Here is an 18,619-nt window from a genome sequence, read left to right as displayed (position 1 = left end):
CTCTGCGTTAATTCGCTATGAGAGCCACTCTTTCGCGCAGATTATGCTCTCCTCAATTGCGACGAAATAAGGCATCGGAATGAACTTCTACATCGCGTCCAGGAAGGTGTTCATGGTATAGCGAAGCCCTTTCGCTCACGCAGCGGCCGGATGGTCGATGTGTCCGCCAGCATCGCCACCAAAGAAGCTGTTTGCGTCAGGCGTGTTGAACGCGAGGCCGCCCTTCAGACGAGCTGGCAGGTCGGGATTGGCAATGAACGGACGACCAAAGGCGATAATGTCGGCCCGACCGCTGGCAAACGCTTGCTCCGCAGTTTCTCCATCGTAGCCGCCCGCCAACATCAGTACGCCGCGATAATCTGCCCGCATTAGCTCGATAATAGAATCCCGGCGTGGGTCAAAGTTCTCATCTTTGACGATGCCGACCATCGCCGGCTCAACAAGATGGAGGTAGGCTAGCTTCCAGTCATTGAGTCGGCGGGCAACATGCCCAAACGTAGCCTCTGGGGTTTCGTCGCTCATGCCCATGTACCGGCCCATTGGAGTAAGACGTACCCGAACCTTCTGCGCGCCAACTTCAGCGGTCACGGCTTCGATCACTTCTAGCAAGAAGCGAGTGCGATTCTCAATGCCACCGCCGTAGTTGTCTTTGTGCGATATAGTTATATTCTACCAATCTGTATTGGCAATATAAATTATATTAAAATAATTTAGCGTCTATATTATAAAGTTAAATATTAAATACATTATTGGTTAGTTTTGTATAGCGTGAAATTATGCTTCATTAATCTTGCGAAGATGGCCGAAAGATTTCTCAGCCGATCCGCAGCCGTTAAGAACAATTAACACCCCGTCGGAATATATGCCTCTAGACTGTACAGGGGATCATCGGTAATGCGCGCGGATCCATGCCAAGATTGTCCGAGCTTGTCATGCATTTCCGAGCGGGAACTTCGACTATGAAGACAGATGGCCCATGGCCAAAGGGCAAATTTGTCGCGCTATGCCAGGCCTTTTTGGGACGCTTGTCGACGAGCCGCGCAGCAACCTCGTCGACAAAGCACGTCGTGGATAAGTGAAAAGCACGGGCACGGTATTCTGTGGAGTCGATGCGGTAGAGATGCACCAGTTAGGGTAGTCAAGAGTAGTGTATGGAGCGTGTAAAAATGACATTCAGACTTCAGAACCCCCTCGGGCTGGGTGTCGTCGCGGTGGTGGTCGCGCTGGTTGCGGCATTCTCGTATACTCGCATCCGCGGCGATCTACCCGTCAACGGCGCTGTTGCGGCCTCTGCGGAGAAGCCGCCGCTCACGGAAGTGGATGCGGCGCTGGTGCTCCAAAAACAATCACGGACTACCAGAGCTATTCCGGGCGCATTGAGGCCATCGAAAAGGTCGACATTCGGCCACTAGTGTCGGGCACGATTGTTGGCGTGCATTTTAGAGATGGTGCGCTTGTAAAGAAGGGGGATCGCCTGTTCACCATTGACCCTCGGCTTTACGTAGCCGAGGTGGACCGAGCGGCGGGTCAGCTTGCGGCCGCGGTGGCGCGCAACGGATATACTTCCACGGACGCGGAACGTGCGGAGCGTCTGCTGAAGGACAACGCCATAGCAAAGCGTGACTATGATCAGGCACAGAATGCAGCGCGCAGTGCTGCTGCCGAACTAAAGGCGGCACGTGCGGCGCTCGAGACCGCCAGAATCAACCTCGCCTACACTGGTATTGTCGCCCCCGTTTCCGGTCGTGTCTCACGTGCGGAGTTGACACTCGGAAACATCGTTTCTACAGGGGCAAGCGCTCCGCTCCTTACTACTCTTGTATCGGTCTCTCCGATTTATGCCGCTTTCGATGTGGATGAGCACACCTACCTTCAGTATTTAAGCCGTAAGTCCACGGAGAAGGTCCCGGTTTCGTTGGGCCTCGCAAATGAACGGGGATACTCGCGCGAGGGCCATATCGATTCTGTCGACAACCGGCTAGACACCGGATCCGGAACCATACGAGTGCGCGCTCGTTTTGAGAACACTGACGCTGTGCTCGTCCCGGGCCTCTATGCGCGTGTTCGGGTGGAAGGCGGGGTGCCCCGCCCAGCGTTTCTGATTGACGATGCTGCGGTACAGACGGACCAAGACAAAAAGTATGTGCTTGTCGTCGATTCCGAAAATCGCATCCAGTATCGCGGCGTGACGCTCGGAGATATGTTCGATGGGATGAGAATCGTCGAGGGCGGATTGAACCAAGGTGATCGCATCGTCGTAAACGGAATTCAACGGGTGAAACCAACCGACGTCGTCAAGATCAAGCTAGTCGCGATGGCCGCCAATCTGTCCACATCGGCGAGCAAGGGTCAGTAGTTTATCGTCACCACCCCCACCGGGAATGAGGTCATGAACATTTCCAGGTTTTTTATTGACCGCCCTATCTTCGCCGGCGTGTTGTCGATCCTCATATTGCTGGGTGGAGTGATATCTATATTTAAGTTGCCAATATCAGAATATCCTGAAGTTGTCCCACCGTCCGTTGTTGTAAAAGCATCGTACCCAGGGGCGAATCCGAAGGTGATTGCTGCCAGCGTCGCATCGCCGCTAGAGGAGCAGATTAACGGCGTTGAAGACATGCTGTACATGGAATCACAGGCAACAAGCGACGGGAATTTGAGCATCCGAATCACCTTTAAGCTGGGTACGAATCCGAATTTGGCTCAGCAACTTGTGGAAACCCGAGTCGCGCAAGCGCTTCCACGACTACCGGAGGACGTCCAACGTTTGGGGGTGACGACCATCAAATCGTCGCCGACGCTGACGATGGTGGTTCATATAATCTCGCCGAACAGCCGATATGACCTTATCTATCTTCGAAACTACGCGCTAATCAATGTACGCGATCGGTTGCAACGTATTTCTGGCGCTGGGGAGGTTCAGCTTAAAGGCGCTGGGGACTACTCAATGCGAATCTGGTTAGACCCGCAGAAGGTTGCCCAGCGAAACATGACGGCAACAGATGTTGTGAATGCGATTCGCGAGCAGAACGTGCAAGTGGCGGCTGGTCAGATTGGGGCGCCGCCGGCCGCACCCGGCGCGGCGGTTCAGTTAAACGTCAACGCGAAAGGCCGGCTTCAGAGCGAAGAAGACTTTCAAGGTATTGTGCTCAAGACCTCGAAAGACGGCGCCGTGACGCATTTGCGCGACGTTGCTCGGGTCGAACTCTCCTCTGCTGAATACGCAGACCGGTCCCTTCTAAATAATAAACCTGCGGTAGCAATGTGGGTATTTCAGCAACCAGGTGCAAATTCTCTCGATATCTCGGAGAACGTCCGTAAGGTGATGGAGGAATTGAAATCAGATTTTCCGCCTGGAGTCGAATACAGCATCGTATACGATCCAACGCAATTTGTTAAGGCGAGTATTCACGCTGTCGTACACACGCTATTGGAGGCTATATTCCTTGTCGTTATTGTTGTGATTATATTTCTACAGACATGGCGTGCATCGATTATTCCGCTTATTGCGGTACCAGTTTCAATCGTTGGCACGTTCTCGTTGATGCTTGCATTTGGCTTCTCCATTAACGCACTTTCGCTGTTTGGTATGGTTCTGGCGATTGGGATCGTTGTGGATGACGCAATTGTTGTGGTCGAGAATGTCGAGCGAAACATCGAGACCGGTATGTCGGCAAGGGATGCTACGTATACCGCGATGCAGGAAGTGAGTGGCCCGATCATTGCAATTGCGCTAACTCTTGTCGCGGTTTTTGTCCCACTCGCTTTCATGTCAGGACTTACTGGCCAGTTCTACAAGCAGTTTGCGATGACGATCGCGATTTCCACAGTCATATCGGCGTTCAACTCGCTGACTCTATCACCGGCACTCGCTGCGATCATGCTGAAAGGTCACGATGAGCCGAAAGATTGGCTCTCTCGAGGCATTGAGCGCGCGTTTGGGGGGTTCTTCAGGCTCTTCAATAAGATGTTTCGAAAAGGGTCGGAGAATTACGGAAGGGGCGTTAGCGGGGTGATCGGGCACAGGGCGGTAATGATGGGAATTTATGCCGTCCTAGTTGGAGCAACAGTGGTGATGGGGAGAATCGTCCCGAGCGGCTTTGTACCGGCCCAGGACAAACAGTATCTTGTTGGATTTGTTCAGTTGCCGAACGGGGCATCGTTGGACCGAACTGAGCAGGTCGTTCGAAAGATGAGTGAGATCGCAATGAGGCAACCGGGCGTGCAGGACGCGGTGGAGCACCCGGGTATGTCGATCAATGGGTTCGTTCACTCTTCGAGCGCCGCTGTCATCTTCCTCTGCCTCACAGATTTCGAGAAGCGGAAAGGTAAGGACTTGTCGGGGCCGGCCATAGCCGACGCTTTGAACAAAAAGTACGCTGAAATAAAGGAGGCCCACATCGGGGTCTTTCCGCCACCCCCGGTGCTGGGTTTGGGAACCGTGGGTGGATTCAAACTGCAACTCGAGGACCGCGGGGCCCTCGGATACGTCGCACTAAACGAAGCGACGCAAAGGTTCCTTCGGCTTGCATCGCAGACGCCAGAGCTCGGGCCAGCTTTCTCCAGCTATCAGATCAATGTTCCTCAGTTGAACGTGGACCTGGACCGCACGAGAGCCAAACAATTAGGCGTTTCAATATCGGATGTCTTCGGGACCCTACAGGTATACCTCGGTTCTTTCTATGTCAACGACTTCAACAAATTCGGGCGGGTCTACCAAGTGCGCGTCCAGGCAGACGCTCCCTTTAGGTCGCATACCGGCGATTTGGGCTTTCTAAAGGCACGCAACGATGAGGGTGAGATGGTTCCCCTTTCTTCGATCGTGTCGGTTACTCATACCTATGGCCCTGATGGCGTCGTTCGTTACAATGGATACACTGCGGCTGACATCAATAGTGGTCCGGCGGTCGGCTACTCGAGCAGTGAGGCGCAGAAGGCGATTGACCGTATCGCTGAAAAGACGCTGCCGCATGGTATCCGCTACGAATGGACTGATTTGACATATCAGCAGATTTTGGCGGGAAACTCGGCAATCTACGTTTTTCCTATCAGTGTTCTGCTGGTATTCCTTGTGCTGGCCGCGCTGTATGAAAGCCTGTCCTTGCCGCTCGCAGTAATAATGATCGTGCCAATGAGCGTTTTGTCTGCGCTGGTAGGCGTCTGGTTGACGGATGGTGATAACAACATCTTTACGCAGATTGGTTTGATGGTTCTCGTTGGGTTGTCCGCAAAGAATGCCATTCTCATCGTTGAATTCGCGCGGGAGCTGGAGATGCAGGGACGCACCATTGTGGAGGCGGCGATCGAGGCTAGCCGGTTGCGTCTTCGCCCTATATTGATGACGTCAATTGCTTTCATAATGGGGGTGATACCGTTGATTGCCTCGAGCGGTGCAGGCTCGGAGATGCGCCATGCAATGGGTATCGCTGTCTTTTCCGGAATGCTTGGAATGACGCTATTTGGACTCCTGCTGATTCCAGTATTTTATATTGCACTTCGCAAGCTTGCCGGTGGCGAGGTTATGGTCGACAAGCACGGAAAGCGTCCGTCTGTCCGTGGCATCAATGCTACAGAATGATTGAGAGGAACCTGATGATGATCGTCGACATGAATCGATCACCACTTCCCCTAGCTTTATTTGCTTGGTGCGCCTTAGTGCTTGTCGGTTGCTCGTTGGCACCCAAATATGAGAGGGCTGACATAGACCCGCCCACTTCTTTCAAGGAAGCGCCTGTCGCTTTATCGGTAGACGATGAGCGCGACACTGGTTCGTTGACAATCGTGGGGACCTGGAAGATCGCGCAACCCTCAGAGCAGATCGAACGTGGAGAGTGGTGGCGAATCTTCGATGACGCAACTTTGAATGATTTGGAGAGTGTGGCACTGGCGGAAAACCAGAACCTGAAGGCGGCTATCGCGCGAGTCAAGGAAGCGCGGGCCATTAACGAGACGGTTAGAGCAGGCCTAGTTCCCGCGATTGAAGCGGGGTTCGGCCCAACCAGACAGAAGGTGTCCCCCGTTTCGCAGTTTCAACCGGATGGTAACGACATACCTGCGCACACTTTGTGGAGAGCGCAGGTCGGTGCGTCTTATGAAGTTGATCTCTTCGGTCGGGTCTCTGATTCGGTAAGAGCGGCGGAAGCCCAGGTTTCGCAGAGCGTCGCGTTGTTGCGCTCAGTTCTTTTGGCACTGCAAGCCGATGTCGCCCAGAGCTACTTCAATCTTCGGGAGCTTGATTCGGAGATCGACGTGTTCCGACGTACGGTCGTTCTACGAGAACAAGCCTTAGATTTGGTGCAGCATCGCTATCGAGAGGGTGACATCAGCGAATTGGATGTCGCTCGGGCCAATGCTGAACTGGCGACAGCACGCTCGGCTGAGATGGGCGTACGACGAATGCGCGCTGCCTCCGAGCATAGCCTAGCTGTTCTGTTGGGTAAATCGCCCGCAAAGTTTGCGATGGCTGCGAGCCCACTCAGGCCGGTCGAGATTGTCATTCCACCCGGCTTACCCTCGTCGCTGTTGGAGCGACGGCCAGACATCGCGGCAGCAGAGCGCGCGATGGCCGCAGCAAACGCACGGATCGGTGTGGCAAAATCGGCATATTTCCCTTCTTTTCTTTTAACGGGTGCTGCCGGATTTGAAGCGGAGACGATTGGCGACATTTTTAAATGGTCGAGTCGGACATTTCTTCTTGGGCCACTTGTAGGTACTGCTTTAACTATGCCGCTTTTCGACGGCGGCCGACGTAAAGGAAATCTGGCAAACGCTAGAGCGATATATGAAGAAGACGTCGCGTTATACCGGCAGCAGGTGCTTACCGCTTTTCGCGAAGTGGAGGACAGTCTTTCAGATTTGAGAATCCTGCGGGGACAAATCCAGGCGCAGGCGGAGGCAGTCCGGGCATCTAACCGCGCGGAACAATTATCGAACACTCAATATAGAGAAGGTGCAGTAAACTATCTGGATGTTATAGATGCCCAACGAACCGTTTTGCAGTCACAACGGGCCGCCGTGCAGCTCTCCGGAGTGCAGGCAGTTGCGAGTGTTAACCTAATCCGCTCATTGGGTGGTGGATGGGGCAACGCCCCATCCACCACCATAAATTTGCACGATGCTGAGGCCGTATCTGTGCGTTGATCGCCTCAGTTGAATGAGCGCTCTCGATCAGCGAGCACGGATCTACCGCATCCCCACCTCGACTTGCCTGTATCCCAGTTGCCGAGGTGGCTCGGAGTGCTACCGCAAGGATGTACACTCCGTCAAAGGGAGTAGACTTGTCCTCACATATCAGCAAGCTCTTTTGCCAATCCTCGTAAAAGGCCACCAAGATACTGGGACGTTTCACTCCCTGACTTGTCGGGATGGTTGAAACTGCAGGGCACAACGTCCTTAAGGAGACCAGCGGCCAGTGCCGTATTCACCAGCTCGACCGCTTTATTAACTGCTTCGTCTCTACTGAAAGTAGCCATTTTAAATCTCCTTGTGTTTCGGTAAACGGCATATGAGATTGTACTCGATTGCTTGATGTGGAGAAGATTAATTATTTTGAACTAAATCGAAAGATGTGTCTATACACAGCGCACCAATGGTATGGGTGTTTTTTTGATGCGGTCGATAGTCTGATGCTGGAGTTATGGGGCTTTCCGGCCTTCGCCAAGGCGCGCGCAAAGTTCTCGGGACTGAAGCGACCTGACCGGGGGAATCGGGTTGTGGCTGGGGAAGCTGGCGAACTCCGAGGTGATGGGCAGCTCAGGGCGTCTGAAACCTGCTCAAATCCGACCGGGAACTCGTAGCTACCCTTCCCGCCAAGGAAGCCCTACGGCCTCTGACTGACGTCCGTCGCAAGGTCGTGCTGGCGGCAAGTATCGGCCTGTTCGTTGCAGTTGGTCTGATGTGGACCGTAGTCCGGCACCTGTTGGCCCTACTGGGGCGGCTGCATCGTGCGATCCAAGGGGATACTGCCAACCTCGATGAGCTCATATCCACAATCGATACACCAGGGACTTCCCCAAGGACACAAACCTGCATCCGGCCTGGGCTTATTCATACGCGAGACGCACGAACTGCTGCAACAGCTCCAGACGGTGGTCTTGAACGAGCAGGTCGACCAGTTCGTTGGCGCTGCTGCTCGCTGTCGAGCGTGCGGAACCCAACTTGGCATCAAGGACACGAAGCCATTGGTCTATCGCACGACCTTCGGCAAGGAGAGCCCGCGAAGTCCGCGCTTTTACTCGCACTGCAGCGCATGCGGTTTCTGCTCGACTGACCAGGGCACGCTTTCGCCGCTTGCACAAGCGTTGCCGCAACGCGTGCATCCCCAGTGGAGCTGTCTCCAGTGTCGATACGCCAGCGTGATGTCATATCGCTTGGCGCAGATCTTTCTGCGCGATGCGTTTCCCGGCGGGCGGCAACTTCCGAGCTCCAGCGTCAAAGTGAATGTGAGGAGCGTAGGGCAGCGCCTGGTGCAGGAAGCTCAGTGCGCAACGATGGTGGCTGCAGTGGTGACCGCGCCTTCTCGACGACCGCCTCTGAGCGGTCCAACGGTCGCGCTGCAGATCGATGCGGGCTACATCAAGGCGCCGCGTCAGCTCGACGGGACGCGATGGTACCTCGTCAACTATCAGCAATGACGAGCGCAGGGGCCCGTGGTCGACTACGTCATTGGCCAGCGCATGAAGAGGAATGGACATATGCGCTGGACGATTCCGGTAGCCAATGCCTTGCTGCAGGTGAGATGTGCCGTTCTCAATGGCCATGACATACGCAATTTCAAGCTTTGGTACCCGCCTGACAGGCGAATAGAGGGATTTGCGACTGCCAGCCGCATGCGCAAGCGCTCGCCAAAACGGCGCTAGCCATGCGCTGCCGGCAGTGTCACCGAACACGCGGGCAGCAGCGGGCATGACCTCGCGGGTTATCTCGCCACGCGCATGTTGCAGTGCATCGTGGCCGCCAAAGCGCTCTGGCCTTGGTTCCTCAAGGGCCCGAGTCAGCGTACTAAGAGCAGGAAGAAGATCGTCGGAAGGATGTTCGCTGAGCAATAGCTGCAACGCACCACGCGCAGCAACCGCATCGCGGCGCTGCAGGGCGTCGGCAACATCGTTGCGTAGCATCACATCGGCTGTCAGCAAAGATATCGCCGGAAGACGGCTGGCGTGGTAACCTGCAGGTCTGGCGCGATAGCCGCCAAATGAGTCCTTCGCTGTAGTGCCGCATGCCGGTAACTGCATCGTGTGTGTCATCACTGAAAAAGAGCAAGTTAGAGCAAACGTAGTGCCCTTGTGTAGGAGACATTATGCAGCGGTACGGGCGTGGTGGTCATTAGCGCGAGCTTTAGTTTTAAAGGAAGCTTCTCGATTGGAGGCTTTCCTCATATTGCGTTTGGCCTATTGTCTTGAGCTTCCCCTGGACTGCAGGCAGCAGCTCTTACCGCTATTCTCTTGCGGGCAGAATTCGCTGTCATTTGATTTCATGAGAGCAATCCAATCAGTACCTAACGAGACATTCCGGCGTTCAAGTCGGGGCACAAACTCGGAGCCGCTGGAGGCAGCCCGTCTATTTGTATCTGGCAGCAGAGAGTCTGCCGACAAGCAAGCCGCGATCTTGTGGGTCCGAATGCAGATGGTCCGAAACAGCATTTCCTTCGACGACCTTATGCGTGCTGGGTGTTTTGAGGATGCTACCAAGCCGCAGCAGTGCGTTACCGGAATGCGGATGGTCGTGTTTGGGACGGTAAAGGCGAACTGCCAGATTGGCTGCAGAGGGCGGTGAATGCCGGGCAGCGCGTCGAGCATTTCCGAGTGAAATAGGTTTCTCGCACTCACATTAGCAATTAGTGGGCGCCGTTAGCGGAAATAGTGATCGCTCAACGGCGACTGCCTTGCGTCGAACGCGGCGCTCCGCAAGCGTTCCTCATCGTGCCGACGCAGGCATGCGATGCGAGGTCGCGCTTCGTCGGCGCACGACGCCGCGCCGCCGGCGCGACATCCCCATCACGGATCAGCTGGGCTTCGGCGCCGTCACGGGTCGAGATTGCGCGCGCGCCGCACGATGGGCTTGCAGTTGCTGCGCGCGGTTCGCATCGGCATTTGAAACGTGTCCCGCCTCCTGCCCCGCCAGATCCACGCGCGGGGCACCTTCCACCAGGCAGGTCCAGTATCGGGTGCCGCGGCACCAGGTCCGGATCGTGTCGCGCAATACCGACTCCGTCAGGCCAAGTTCCTGCGCGTGCGGGACGAGGTCCTCGAAGATGCCGATCTTGAGCGGTACCTTAGGCGCAGGATTCTTCGGAAAGGTTTGCGGGAACCGTTTCTGCAACTTCACGATGGCCTGCAGCACCGGATCGACGGGCTTAGCGGGCTCATTCACGGGCTTAGTCGGGCGGGCCGAAGCCTTTGGGGGTGCGCGACGCGTCTTGGCCCTTGACTCGGCCTTGGCTTGCTTTGTCAGTTGTTCCTTCAGTGCCGCCAGTTGTTCGAAGCCCATCGTGTCCAGCCATTAAAAGCGTCATGCGATTGTAGAGCAGACCCTCGCAATTCGCCTCGCAGCCCACGCCGCGGCGGGGCCTCGGCCAAACCAGGCATCCTGGCAGGGTGGGGCGCCGGTCATTTTTCGCGCGTCCACCCGATCCGGTGGCGTTCCTGCGTGGCCTCATGGCGGGCATCGTCCTCCGTGTGCAGGTAAGCGCTGGTCGTAGAAATCGATGCGTGCCCGAAATTGTCCCGCACGAAGCGCAGGTCCACCTGCTGGTCGGTCATGTGCGAGCCCGCGGTATGGCGCAGCCAGTGCGCCGAGGCGCTGGCCAGCACCGCGGCCCGGCTTGCCCAATCCGGTCCGCGCGCGCGCAGGCGCTCGGCCGCCAGCGCGAAGATCTCCTTGAGCACCAGGTGCAGCGCGCCGCGCGACAAGGGTTTTTCCTTGCCGATGATCGGCAGCACGATGGGGCGATCCTCGCCGGGCAATGGCATCGGCGGCAGGCCGTAGGCCTCGCGATAGCGCGCCAGCTCCACCATCAGCTCATCGGTGGCGGGCACCAGCCGCGTCTTGCTGCCCTTGCCCGTCACCTCCAGCCACCAGCGCTCCAGGCCCTCCCGGTCGCGCCGGCCGAAGAAGGCGCCCATCCGGGTCTCGGCCACCTCGGCCGCCCGCAAGCCGCCCAGATACAGCACCGTGAAGAGCCAGCGGCAGCGCGCCGCGTGCAGGCGCTCGCGCTCGGTCGCACGTTCGAGCGTGCCCGGCATGGCCTCGATCGCGTCCTTGACCGCCTGCCACATCTCGTGGCTCAGGTAGCGCGTGATGCGTGGCTTGGCCGTGCCGCGCCGGCTGCGCGCCAGCGAGAGCGGGTTGCCGGCCAGGTAGCCGGCGTCGACCAGCCAGGCGAACAGGCCATTGAGGATCACCAGGGTGTGGCGCGCGCTGGCCGGGGACAGCGGCCCCGCAAACGGCCGCCACGCGGGCGCGCCGCGCGCCAGCTTCTTGCGCGACGCCATCACCCAGCGCCAGGCCGGCTGCGGATCGGCCAGGAAGCGCTCGTAGCGCAGCAAATCTTCATGGGTGAGCGACGACAGCGGCTTGCCGTGCTGCATCACGGCCCATAGCAGCAGCCGCTCCACCTCGCGCCGATAGGTCTGCAGGGTGGCGGGGGTGTCGGCGTAGCGGGCCAGCCAGGCTGTCACCGCGGCGAGGTCGTCGGCGGGCGAGATCTGCGGGGTGCCGCCGCGCGCCCGGTTGCTGCCGGCGGCGCCGGAGAGTTCGGCGGGCGGGCGCAGGCGCTCGAGCGGGGTGGCGGGCAGGGCGGCGAGGGGCAGCTGGCTGGATGCCATGGGGCGCGTTCTCAAATTAGCCATAATTATAGACAGAACAATAATTATGTCTAACGATAAGCTCTTGTAGTCATGAATATTACGTATTACGTAGTAATATTTAACGAAATTGACAATGCCAGGCCCCCAAACATGCCCGCCAGCCCCGCGTCCCCGCCGCCCATGCCCAGTGAGGCCGTGCCCAACGCCGCCCTGCAGGCCACGCTCGCCGCCGACGTGGCCACCCTGCGTGTGCAGTTCCCCGAGACCCGCGCGCTCTACCGCGAGGTCTGCGCCCTGCTGTTCTTCCGGTACGGCATCACGCCCACCGCCAACAAGCTCTACGGCCTGGTGCGCAAGGGCAGCATGGGCACGCCCACCGAGGTGCTGGCGCGGTTCTGGCAAGACTTGCGCGACAAGATGCACGTGACCATCGCGCACCCCGAACTGCCGGATGCGCTCAAGGCGATCGCCGCCGACGCCGTGCAGCCGATCTGGCAGGCCGCCAACGAGGCCGCCGCCGGCGAACTGGCCGCGCTGCGGGCTGATGCGCGGTGGCAGGCGAGCGAGGCGGAAGCGCAGCGCGACTTGGCGCGGGCCGCGGTGGTGGTGGCCGAGCAGGAGACCGCCGCCGTGCAGGCCGGGCTCGATGCCGCCCAGCAAGCGCACGCGGCGCTACAAGGCGAACTGGAAGCCGAGCGCCAGGCCCACGCGGCCGCGCGGGCGCGTCACGAGGAGGGCGTACGCCAGGCGGAGGCGCTCGAGCGGCAGTTGCTGGAGCTGCGTACCCAATTCTCGACGGATCTGGAGCGCACCCGCGCGCAGGTGGCCGTCGCGCAGGAACGCGCCGAGGCCACGGAGCGCCGCGCGCTGCGCGAGATCGACCAGGAGCGTACGTTGCGCCAGAAGGCCGAGCAGGCGCTCGCGGACCAGCGCGCTGAGCTGGCGGCGGTGCAGGCGAGGGCGCAAGACGCCGCCGTGGCCGGCGCGGAGGCGCGGGCGCGACTGCAGGCCGAGCGCGATACGCTCAGCCTGCAACTGGCGGAGACAGCGCAGGCGCTCGGGCGAGGGCAGGCGGCCCAAGACGGGCTGCGGGCCGAACTGGAAGCGGCGCTGCGGCGGGCCGAGCGCGCGCAAGCCGAAGCCACCGCGTCGCGCCGCCTGGCAACTACCAAGCGCGGGGCGCCGGTGACGCGCACCAAGTTCAAGCCGGGGCCGGCCTGAGGGGACAAGCCTGTGGACAAGCCGCACGAGGACAGATGCCCGGCGGGCTCCTCGGGTCTGATTAATTTTTAAGCGGCGGGGTGACCACATGATTCCCAATCCCCAAGGGAGCCGGTTACTTTACACCGTCGATCCGCCGGAACAATGTTGAGGCCCAACGGTCTTTGAGACGACAACGCTGGATCCTGCTCCGCAGCTTCCTCAAATCTGTGCACCTAAAATGATGTCGATCGAAATCGAGCGCGCCGAAGCGATTACCTGGATCCGCATCCAGATGGCCCAGCATGGGCTGAGCCTGGCCGACTTGCAGGCCGCCGGCTGTCTTGCCGAGCCGCCGCCGACTCCAACGCCAGGAGCGGTGCGCTACCACAATGCGCAGGGGCAGGGTTGCGACGGCCGCGGCGCCATGCCGGACTGGCTGCAGCGCGCGATCCGCGCCGGGGGATGGGGGACATTTCCGCGTCTAGCGGGTGGCGAGCTACCACTTCGATTTCCTTTCCCGCTCCATCGGGAGCCGCTCGGTCGGTCGTCTATCCAGAGGACATTCTGATGTAGCTTAAAGACCACCTTACAGATTTGCAGATCGCGAAGATTACCGGACACAAGACGCTGACCGTCTTGCGGAGGTACGCCAACTTGAGGGGTAGCGACTTAGCTGAGCGGCTTTGGTAACATCTAGAAACAGTCCTCCCAAGAGTTAGTTAGCGTGACTCAAGGATCACTAATTTGTGTGGCAAACCGAACAAACACTAGCTGCGAATGGCTAGAAAACTCTTGCGGAACTTACCACGGTGGTAAATAATCGAAAAAACGTAAGCCAGTACGCCGGAGCAAGTCCCTCAGAGTCCGGAGGGGACCGCCAAATACAGGGGAGGACACATGCGCCACTTTACGACCCCGCCGCTCTCATTGCACTGCTCGATGAAGTAATAGCTGAGGACGAAAGCGATGCGACCATCATTTCATTCACGGAAAAGTGCGCTAAAGACGCCCAGAAGTACGAGTTGGACGACCAACAGCTAGCCGCCCTGGTCAAAGACGCTGTTCTGAAAGGCACCTACAAGGGTGCCGAGTGGTGTGAAAAGAACCCGAATGGCCCTTGGGCCGCATGTGATGTCTACGTACTGATCCGCCTGGAATGGAATAAGTACGCCTACAAAGACATCACTCAAGAGTACTACGTCAAGCTTGCCATCAATCGTAGTGGCAAAGTGATCTTACTCGTCTCAATGCATCAGTAACAGGAGATCCAGATGACTACGCATGTTCTCTGCGATGTGTGCGGGGAAGGCCATGTCGCGTCCATTCATGGACACAATGAGATCGAGCACAAGGGGGGAATGTATCAAGTGCCCTTCGTAATGTCGCGCTGCGACGAGTGCGGTAGCGACTACGCGTCGGCGGCAGACATGCGCCAAAACAAGCGCGCCGTGGTTGAGTTGCGCAAAGGGTTAGATGGCCTGCTGACGGGGCACGAAATTTTTGCTATCCGCTCCGCTGCTGGCCTGACGCAGGGCCAAGCGGCAAAGCTGTTCGGTGGTGGTCCGGTCGCATTCTCAAAGTATGAGTCGGGTGACGTGACGCAGTCCCTCGCAATGGATAAGTTGATCCGGGTTGCGGCACAGGTGCCTTCCGCTATGGCATGGCTCGCGCACTATGCCGATGAGCACGAGATTGCTACGGACCTTTGCTGCAAGGAAGTGGACCGGATATCTGCTTTGGTAGACGTCGCGCTTTGCGGGAAGAATACGAAGGCGGTGGTGCACGCCGTCCTAAGTCATGTGCTGCTCGATTCGCCTGTTTCGTGCTACGCAAAGGTGTTTGTGGACGAAGTCATCGAAGAAGGAACACTTGTAACCTCGGACCCGAATGCGACTGCGACTCCTGAGGATTCTTCCGTCTTTGGGTGGTTCAAGCCATCCGGCTACGACTTCGGATTGTCCGTGATCGATGATACTTCCAATGAGGTTCCTGTCGAGATGACCTATAGGTTGGCCGCGTAGGTATGAAAGCTAGTCCCCTGACACTCAACTCGATTAAGTTCTTGCATGTCGGCGTCTTTCCGCGTGACGAACCTGAGATCTTGACGCCTGTGCAACGAGTTGGCGCCATTGACACTAATGGTGTCAACATTAATTGTTCGTTGACACATGCCGTAGCCGACCATGCCGAGGGGCAAGAGGCGCGCGATTACATGGTTAGCTTGTCAATCCAGGTGAATGATGGCCCGGACAAGGTCATTCCATACAAGATCGACGTGGCATGCGTGGGTTACTTCTCTATCCCACACGGCCTGCCTGATCCTGTGCTGAGGGCAGATATAGCAGTTGTTAACGGAGCTTCACTCCTATACGGTGCAATCCGAGAGCAAGTGTCGAACATCACCAGTCGGTGCTGGTACGGTGAGCTTCAACTGCCGTCACTGAATTTCCGTGACGAAGGGCCGATCGCGATGGCCGAAGCTGAGAGGCAGCGCGCGGAGGCTAAGAAAGAGAGGTTACGCTAACTGAGCCGAGCCAGAAGACGATGCACGAGGACAAATAGAGGGGTGGCCGGGATTCGAAAAAATCCGCCACATCTCGGCTAAGCCGCTGATTTGACTAGAAAATCGATCGATGGATCGAGTGGCGGCACGCGCCGCTGCAAGTCGAGTAGGTAATCTCCGAACCGCTTGATATGCTCGCGGCGGTATGGCGACAGCGCCTTGAGCACTTCGGCATTCACCGGGTGCCCGCGCTCCTGCAAATCCTTGAGCTTGCGCGACATCCACTGAACGTTGTGGAGGATGACCATGTTGGCGACCAACTGGTTGTACTTGATCACCTTGCGCTGTTCGTGCCGTAGATTTTCGGCGATGATGCCGTCGCCACCAAACATCAACCACTGCGCGAAGTCATTGAACTGCTCGCTCTTGTTCGTCGCGGCATGAATGGTGCGCCGGAGCTCCGGGTCGTTCAGGTACTTCAGCAAGAACAGCGTGCGGACGACGCGGCCAAGTTCCCGGAACGCAAAGTAAAGCTTATTCTTCGTGCTCTCTGAACCCAGTCGGCGCAGGATGGTTGACGGCGTCATCTTGCCGGCCTTGATCGAGACGGCAACGCGCATCATGTCGGGATAGTGTCGTTGGATCAGGTCCCAGTCGATGGACCGGCGGCACAGCCGCTCGATATGGTCGTATCTGCGTCGCCGGTCCGCCTTGTACAGCACCAGATCTTTGATATTGCGCATGCGCGGCATTAGGTTGATACCCAGTAGGTAGGACAAACCAAACACCGGTCCGCTCTGCGCCTGGGTGTCACCGTGAATGGTATCCGGCTGAATCTCAGAGCCATTTCTGATGAGCCCGTCCAGGATGTACACCGCCTCATGCACGCCGCACGGAATGAAGTTGCTGAAGAGCGCGATGTACATGTCGGAGACATGGTAGTAGCCAATCCCGCCGTACCCGCCATAACGGATGTGATACTCCGACAGCAGATTCTGCTCATAGAGATTCCACTTCGTGCCATCCGCGGACGCGCGTTTGCCACTGCCCCAGTACTTCGGTAGCGCGAACTGATTGTACGCATTGATGACCTTCACAATGGCTTTATCGAGCCGTTCTTCGGTGACGTGACGCAGGTTCAGCCATGCAATTTGCTTGCGACTCAGCCCCTTGACGGACCGGGCCGTCTGGCTCGGCCCCAGGTTGCAACCGTAGCAGAACAGCGTGCAGATAACGCGCTTGCGAGGGTCGTCTAGCTTGCCATCGAAGCCGGACAACGGCCCGAATAGTTTATGCAGATTCAGCCATTGCTCCGTCTCGGTCAGCACGTCGAGGATGCTGATCTGCGGCATTGACGCAGTGATGGCCTGGTCGATCAGCATCATGTTAGGCGGGTCAGGCGCCTTGCCGGGCCGGTGGATGATCAGACCCTGTTCTCCGAACTCGATGCTGTCGTTCTCAGGGAAGTTTGCATCCACCTCATCGAGTGCAGTGTTCAGGCTGTCCCACAGCGTCCTGACGAAGCTCTTGCCTTCCGTTGGCAGGCCAACGATGTCACAGTAGTGCGGTAGCTCCCGCTCGAACACCTCCTCCGATACCTGATGGACGCGGAAGTCATCAAAACGGTCGCTGCCCTCCACGAAAAGATCGCCCGAACTCAGCTCACGGATGACCTGATCGAACACGCACAGCTCAAAGTACCTGCGATGGAGCAGACGAGTACTCCGGCCGTCGGGAAAGATGGCTTTCTCCCACTTGGCCGGGATCCAGTCGAGCGGAAGGTTCAGCAGATCGTCGTCGGTGAGTTGCAGATGTTCGCGGTGCGAGGTCCGGAAGCCCTGTATCCAGGCCAGTGCCACCAAGACCGTCTTGTCCCGCGAACTGGATTTGAGCGGCAGGACCTCAAGGCACTGAAAGAGCAGGGAGCGCTGCTGGCGGTACGGCGCCAGCATGAATGGCAGATCGAAGTTGCCAGCGTACGCGATATGCTCATTGCAGCGGGCAAGCGCGCCCGCTACATCGTTGCCGAGCACTTCACGCACCTTATCCAGCCGGAAGATGTCGGCAATGCCGTCATCCACCAGGACCTGCAGCACATCACGGAACTGGCCGACCAGGTCTTCCAATGTGTCCGCATGCGCGAGCTGATATTGCTGCAGCCGGGTCCTGGCGAGGGACTCGAGCTTGCGCATAACTTTGATGAAGATTTCCGCCACATCATCGAGCGCCTTCTGCAACTGCGCGCGAATGAAGAGCACTGCCAAAGTGTATCGTTTGGCTGGCTTGAGCGACCTGAGCTCAGCGATGTCAAGCGCCCGGGCCTCCGTCACCAGTTGCGTGCGTTTGCTCACGGAAAGCAAGGCCGGCGCCTGCGGCAGACCGTCGGCCAGGTTCCGCAGGGCCTGGATGTGTTTGAGGAAGCTTGCGATTTCGCGCGCGCCAGGGCGCTTGGGCTCGCGCTTGAGCTGGTCCCACCCGGATTTGCCGACCTGACCGTCAAACAACGCCTCAATCCGGGCAATCAGCGCGCCCTCGAGCGAATCCGAGATGGCACGATAGATGGCGTCATTGCACCGGCTGCGGGCCTGGGTTGCCATTCGGTGCAGGCTGGCAAGGGGCGGCAGTTCGCACCGTACCCGGATCAGCTCTTCGATCAGCACGTTGACGATGTCGGGTAATTCGACCTTGGTGTGCGCCGCATCGGTTGCGAGCGCCTCCAGCCATTTCAGCGCGTTGGCGTCTACCGGTCGAATGTGGAGATACCCGCGTAGCAACTTCTGATGCCGGGAGCGTGTGCCAGAGGCATCGTAGTGCTTGACGGTTGCACGGGACAGGGCAGGGGATCGCAGTGCGGCGCGCACGTGATCGATCACGATAGGTGGCACATCAGCCAGCATGGGGAAGTAGCCAAGGCGCTGCAGCAGTTTGAGCTGCACGAGAATCAGGACCGTCGTTGAGGCCCGACGAGACTGTCTGCGCGCGAAGCGGATCTCGGTCGGTGTTGGCGTGAACGCAGCTTCCAGTTCGGCGGCGGTAAGCTCGGCCGGCAGCGCTGGATAGGCGGTATCGTGGATCGGCTGCATCCTTAGCGCCGCACCAAGTCCAG

The 18,619-nt window shown here is 58.2% G+C and carries 14 protein-coding genes and 1 pseudogene; 9 read left to right on the top strand and 6 right to left on the bottom strand.

All coding sequences use genetic code 11. The features are described 5' to 3' along the window. Positions 1 to 135: 135 nt before the first annotated feature. Positions 136 to 660: a hypothetical protein gene (locus tag OMK73_RS01050; RefSeq protein WP_267600694.1), complete on the bottom strand. Its 525-nt coding sequence runs from the start codon at positions 658 to 660 to the stop codon at positions 136 to 138. 506 nt (positions 661 to 1,166) lie between these two features. On the opposite strand from OMK73_RS01050, the pseudogene OMK73_RS01045 reads away from it, so the two are divergent. From OMK73_RS01045 to OMK73_RS01035, 3 genes and pseudogenes are all read left to right on the top strand, one after another. Next, positions 1,167 to 2,356 (top strand): annotated as a pseudogene (locus OMK73_RS01045) (efflux RND transporter periplasmic adaptor subunit). A 33-nt stretch (positions 2,357 to 2,389) separates the two neighbouring features. After that, a complete protein-coding gene (locus OMK73_RS01040) occupies positions 2,390 to 5,578 on the top strand; it encodes an efflux RND transporter permease subunit (RefSeq protein ID WP_267600319.1) in 3,189 nt (1,062 codons plus the stop codon). A 14-nt stretch (positions 5,579 to 5,592) separates the two neighbouring features. Then, positions 5,593 to 7,140: an efflux transporter outer membrane subunit gene (locus OMK73_RS01035; protein ID WP_420715425.1), complete on the top strand. Its 1,548-nt coding sequence runs from the start codon at positions 5,593 to 5,595 to the stop codon at positions 7,138 to 7,140. Positions 7,141 to 7,283: 143 nt separating this feature from the next. On the opposite strand, the gene OMK73_RS01030 is transcribed toward OMK73_RS01035, so the two are convergent. Both OMK73_RS01030 and OMK73_RS01025 read right to left on the bottom strand, forming a co-directional pair. Next, positions 7,284 to 7,472 (bottom strand): hypothetical protein, encoded by a 189-nt coding sequence (locus OMK73_RS01030; RefSeq protein WP_267600318.1) that lies wholly within the window; start codon positions 7,470 to 7,472, stop codon positions 7,284 to 7,286. Between the two features lie 888 nt (positions 7,473 to 8,360). Further along, the gene (locus tag OMK73_RS01025; RefSeq protein ID WP_267600317.1) at positions 8,361 to 9,134 is read right to left on the bottom strand and encodes a hypothetical protein; all 774 of its coding nucleotides are present in this window, start codon (positions 9,132 to 9,134) and stop codon (positions 8,361 to 8,363) included. A 564-nt stretch (positions 9,135 to 9,698) separates the two neighbouring features. Here OMK73_RS01025 and OMK73_RS38650 point away from each other — a divergent pair. After that, positions 9,699 to 9,812: an H-NS family nucleoid-associated regulatory protein gene (locus tag OMK73_RS38650; protein ID WP_420715424.1), complete on the top strand. Its 114-nt coding sequence runs from the start codon at positions 9,699 to 9,701 to the stop codon at positions 9,810 to 9,812. A gap of 190 nt (positions 9,813 to 10,002) precedes the next feature. On the opposite strand, the gene OMK73_RS01015 is transcribed toward OMK73_RS38650, so the two are convergent. Together OMK73_RS01015 and OMK73_RS01010 are read right to left on the bottom strand one after the other, a co-directional pair. Continuing rightward, positions 10,003 to 10,488 carry a ProQ/FinO family protein gene (locus tag OMK73_RS01015; protein ID WP_267600316.1) on the bottom strand — a complete coding sequence of 162 codons (486 nt, stop codon included), beginning with the start codon at positions 10,486 to 10,488 and terminating at the stop codon, positions 10,003 to 10,005. 119 nt (positions 10,489 to 10,607) lie between these two features. Continuing rightward, entirely contained in the window at positions 10,608 to 11,825 is a 1,218-nt protein-coding gene (locus tag OMK73_RS01010; RefSeq protein WP_267600315.1) for a tyrosine-type recombinase/integrase, read from the bottom strand. 132 nt (positions 11,826 to 11,957) lie between these two features. Between OMK73_RS01010 and OMK73_RS01005 the strand changes: the two genes are divergently transcribed. The 5 genes from OMK73_RS01005 (at position 11,958) to OMK73_RS00985 (ending at position 15,534) form a co-directional block, all read left to right on the top strand. Next, on the top strand, positions 11,958 to 13,028 hold the full coding sequence (locus tag OMK73_RS01005) for a DNA-binding protein (protein WP_267600314.1): 1,071 nt from the start codon (positions 11,958 to 11,960) through the stop codon (positions 13,026 to 13,028). 220 nt (positions 13,029 to 13,248) lie between these two features. Further along, positions 13,249 to 13,578: an H-NS family nucleoid-associated regulatory protein gene (locus OMK73_RS01000; RefSeq protein WP_324291632.1), complete on the top strand. Its 330-nt coding sequence runs from the start codon at positions 13,249 to 13,251 to the stop codon at positions 13,576 to 13,578. Positions 13,579 to 13,819: 241 nt separating this feature from the next. Continuing rightward, positions 13,820 to 14,269 (top strand): hypothetical protein, encoded by a 450-nt coding sequence (locus OMK73_RS00995; RefSeq protein WP_267600313.1) that lies wholly within the window; start codon positions 13,820 to 13,822, stop codon positions 14,267 to 14,269. Positions 14,270 to 14,281: 12 nt separating this feature from the next. Further along, positions 14,282 to 15,031 (top strand): type II toxin-antitoxin system MqsA family antitoxin, encoded by a 750-nt coding sequence (locus OMK73_RS00990; protein ID WP_267600312.1) that lies wholly within the window; start codon positions 14,282 to 14,284, stop codon positions 15,029 to 15,031. Between the two features lie 2 nt (positions 15,032 to 15,033). Further along, on the top strand, positions 15,034 to 15,534 hold the full coding sequence (locus OMK73_RS00985) for a protein-export chaperone SecB (RefSeq protein WP_267600311.1): 501 nt from the start codon (positions 15,034 to 15,036) through the stop codon (positions 15,532 to 15,534). A 77-nt stretch (positions 15,535 to 15,611) separates the two neighbouring features. Here the strand turns inward: OMK73_RS00985 and OMK73_RS00980 are convergent, their stop codons facing one another. Further along, the gene (locus OMK73_RS00980) at positions 15,612 to 18,596 is read right to left on the bottom strand and encodes a Tn3 family transposase (RefSeq protein ID WP_267600310.1); all 2,985 of its coding nucleotides are present in this window, start codon (positions 18,594 to 18,596) and stop codon (positions 15,612 to 15,614) included. Positions 18,597 to 18,619 lie beyond the last annotated feature (23 nt).

It is taken from the genome of Cupriavidus sp. D39 (assembly GCF_026627925.1).
Taxonomy (GTDB): Bacteria; Pseudomonadota; Gammaproteobacteria; order Burkholderiales; family Burkholderiaceae; genus Cupriavidus; species Cupriavidus ulmosensis.
Note: the sequence above shows the minus strand (reverse complement) of the source record. Positions and strands in the feature narration are given on the sequence as shown.

Bases quoted from the DNA above. Each gene is read 5' to 3' on its own strand.
- OMK73_RS01010 (WP_267600315.1), bottom strand. From the start codon at position 11,825: ATGGCATCCAGCCAGCTGCCCCTCGCCGCCCTGCCCGCCACCCCGCTC.
- OMK73_RS01030 (WP_267600318.1), bottom strand. From the start codon at position 7,472: ATGGCTACTTTCAGTAGAGACGAAGCAGTTAATAAAGCGGTCGAGCTG.
- OMK73_RS01005 (WP_267600314.1), top strand. From the start codon at position 11,958: ATGCCCGCCAGCCCCGCGTCCCCGCCGCCCATGCCCAGTGAGGCCGTG.
- OMK73_RS01000 (WP_324291632.1), top strand. From the start codon at position 13,249: ATGATGTCGATCGAAATCGAGCGCGCCGAAGCGATTACCTGGATCCGC.
- OMK73_RS00980 (WP_267600310.1), bottom strand. From the start codon at position 18,596: ATGCAGCCGATCCACGATACCGCCTATCCAGCGCTGCCGGCCGAGCTT.
- OMK73_RS01035 (WP_420715425.1), top strand. From the start codon at position 5,593: ATGATGATCGTCGACATGAATCGATCACCACTTCCCCTAGCTTTATTT.
- OMK73_RS00990 (WP_267600312.1), top strand. From the start codon at position 14,282: ATGACTACGCATGTTCTCTGCGATGTGTGCGGGGAAGGCCATGTCGCG.
- OMK73_RS00985 (WP_267600311.1), top strand. From the start codon at position 15,034: ATGAAAGCTAGTCCCCTGACACTCAACTCGATTAAGTTCTTGCATGTC.
- OMK73_RS01015 (WP_267600316.1), bottom strand. From the start codon at position 10,488: ATGGGCTTCGAACAACTGGCGGCACTGAAGGAACAACTGACAAAGCAA.
- OMK73_RS01040 (WP_267600319.1), top strand. From the start codon at position 2,390: ATGAACATTTCCAGGTTTTTTATTGACCGCCCTATCTTCGCCGGCGTG.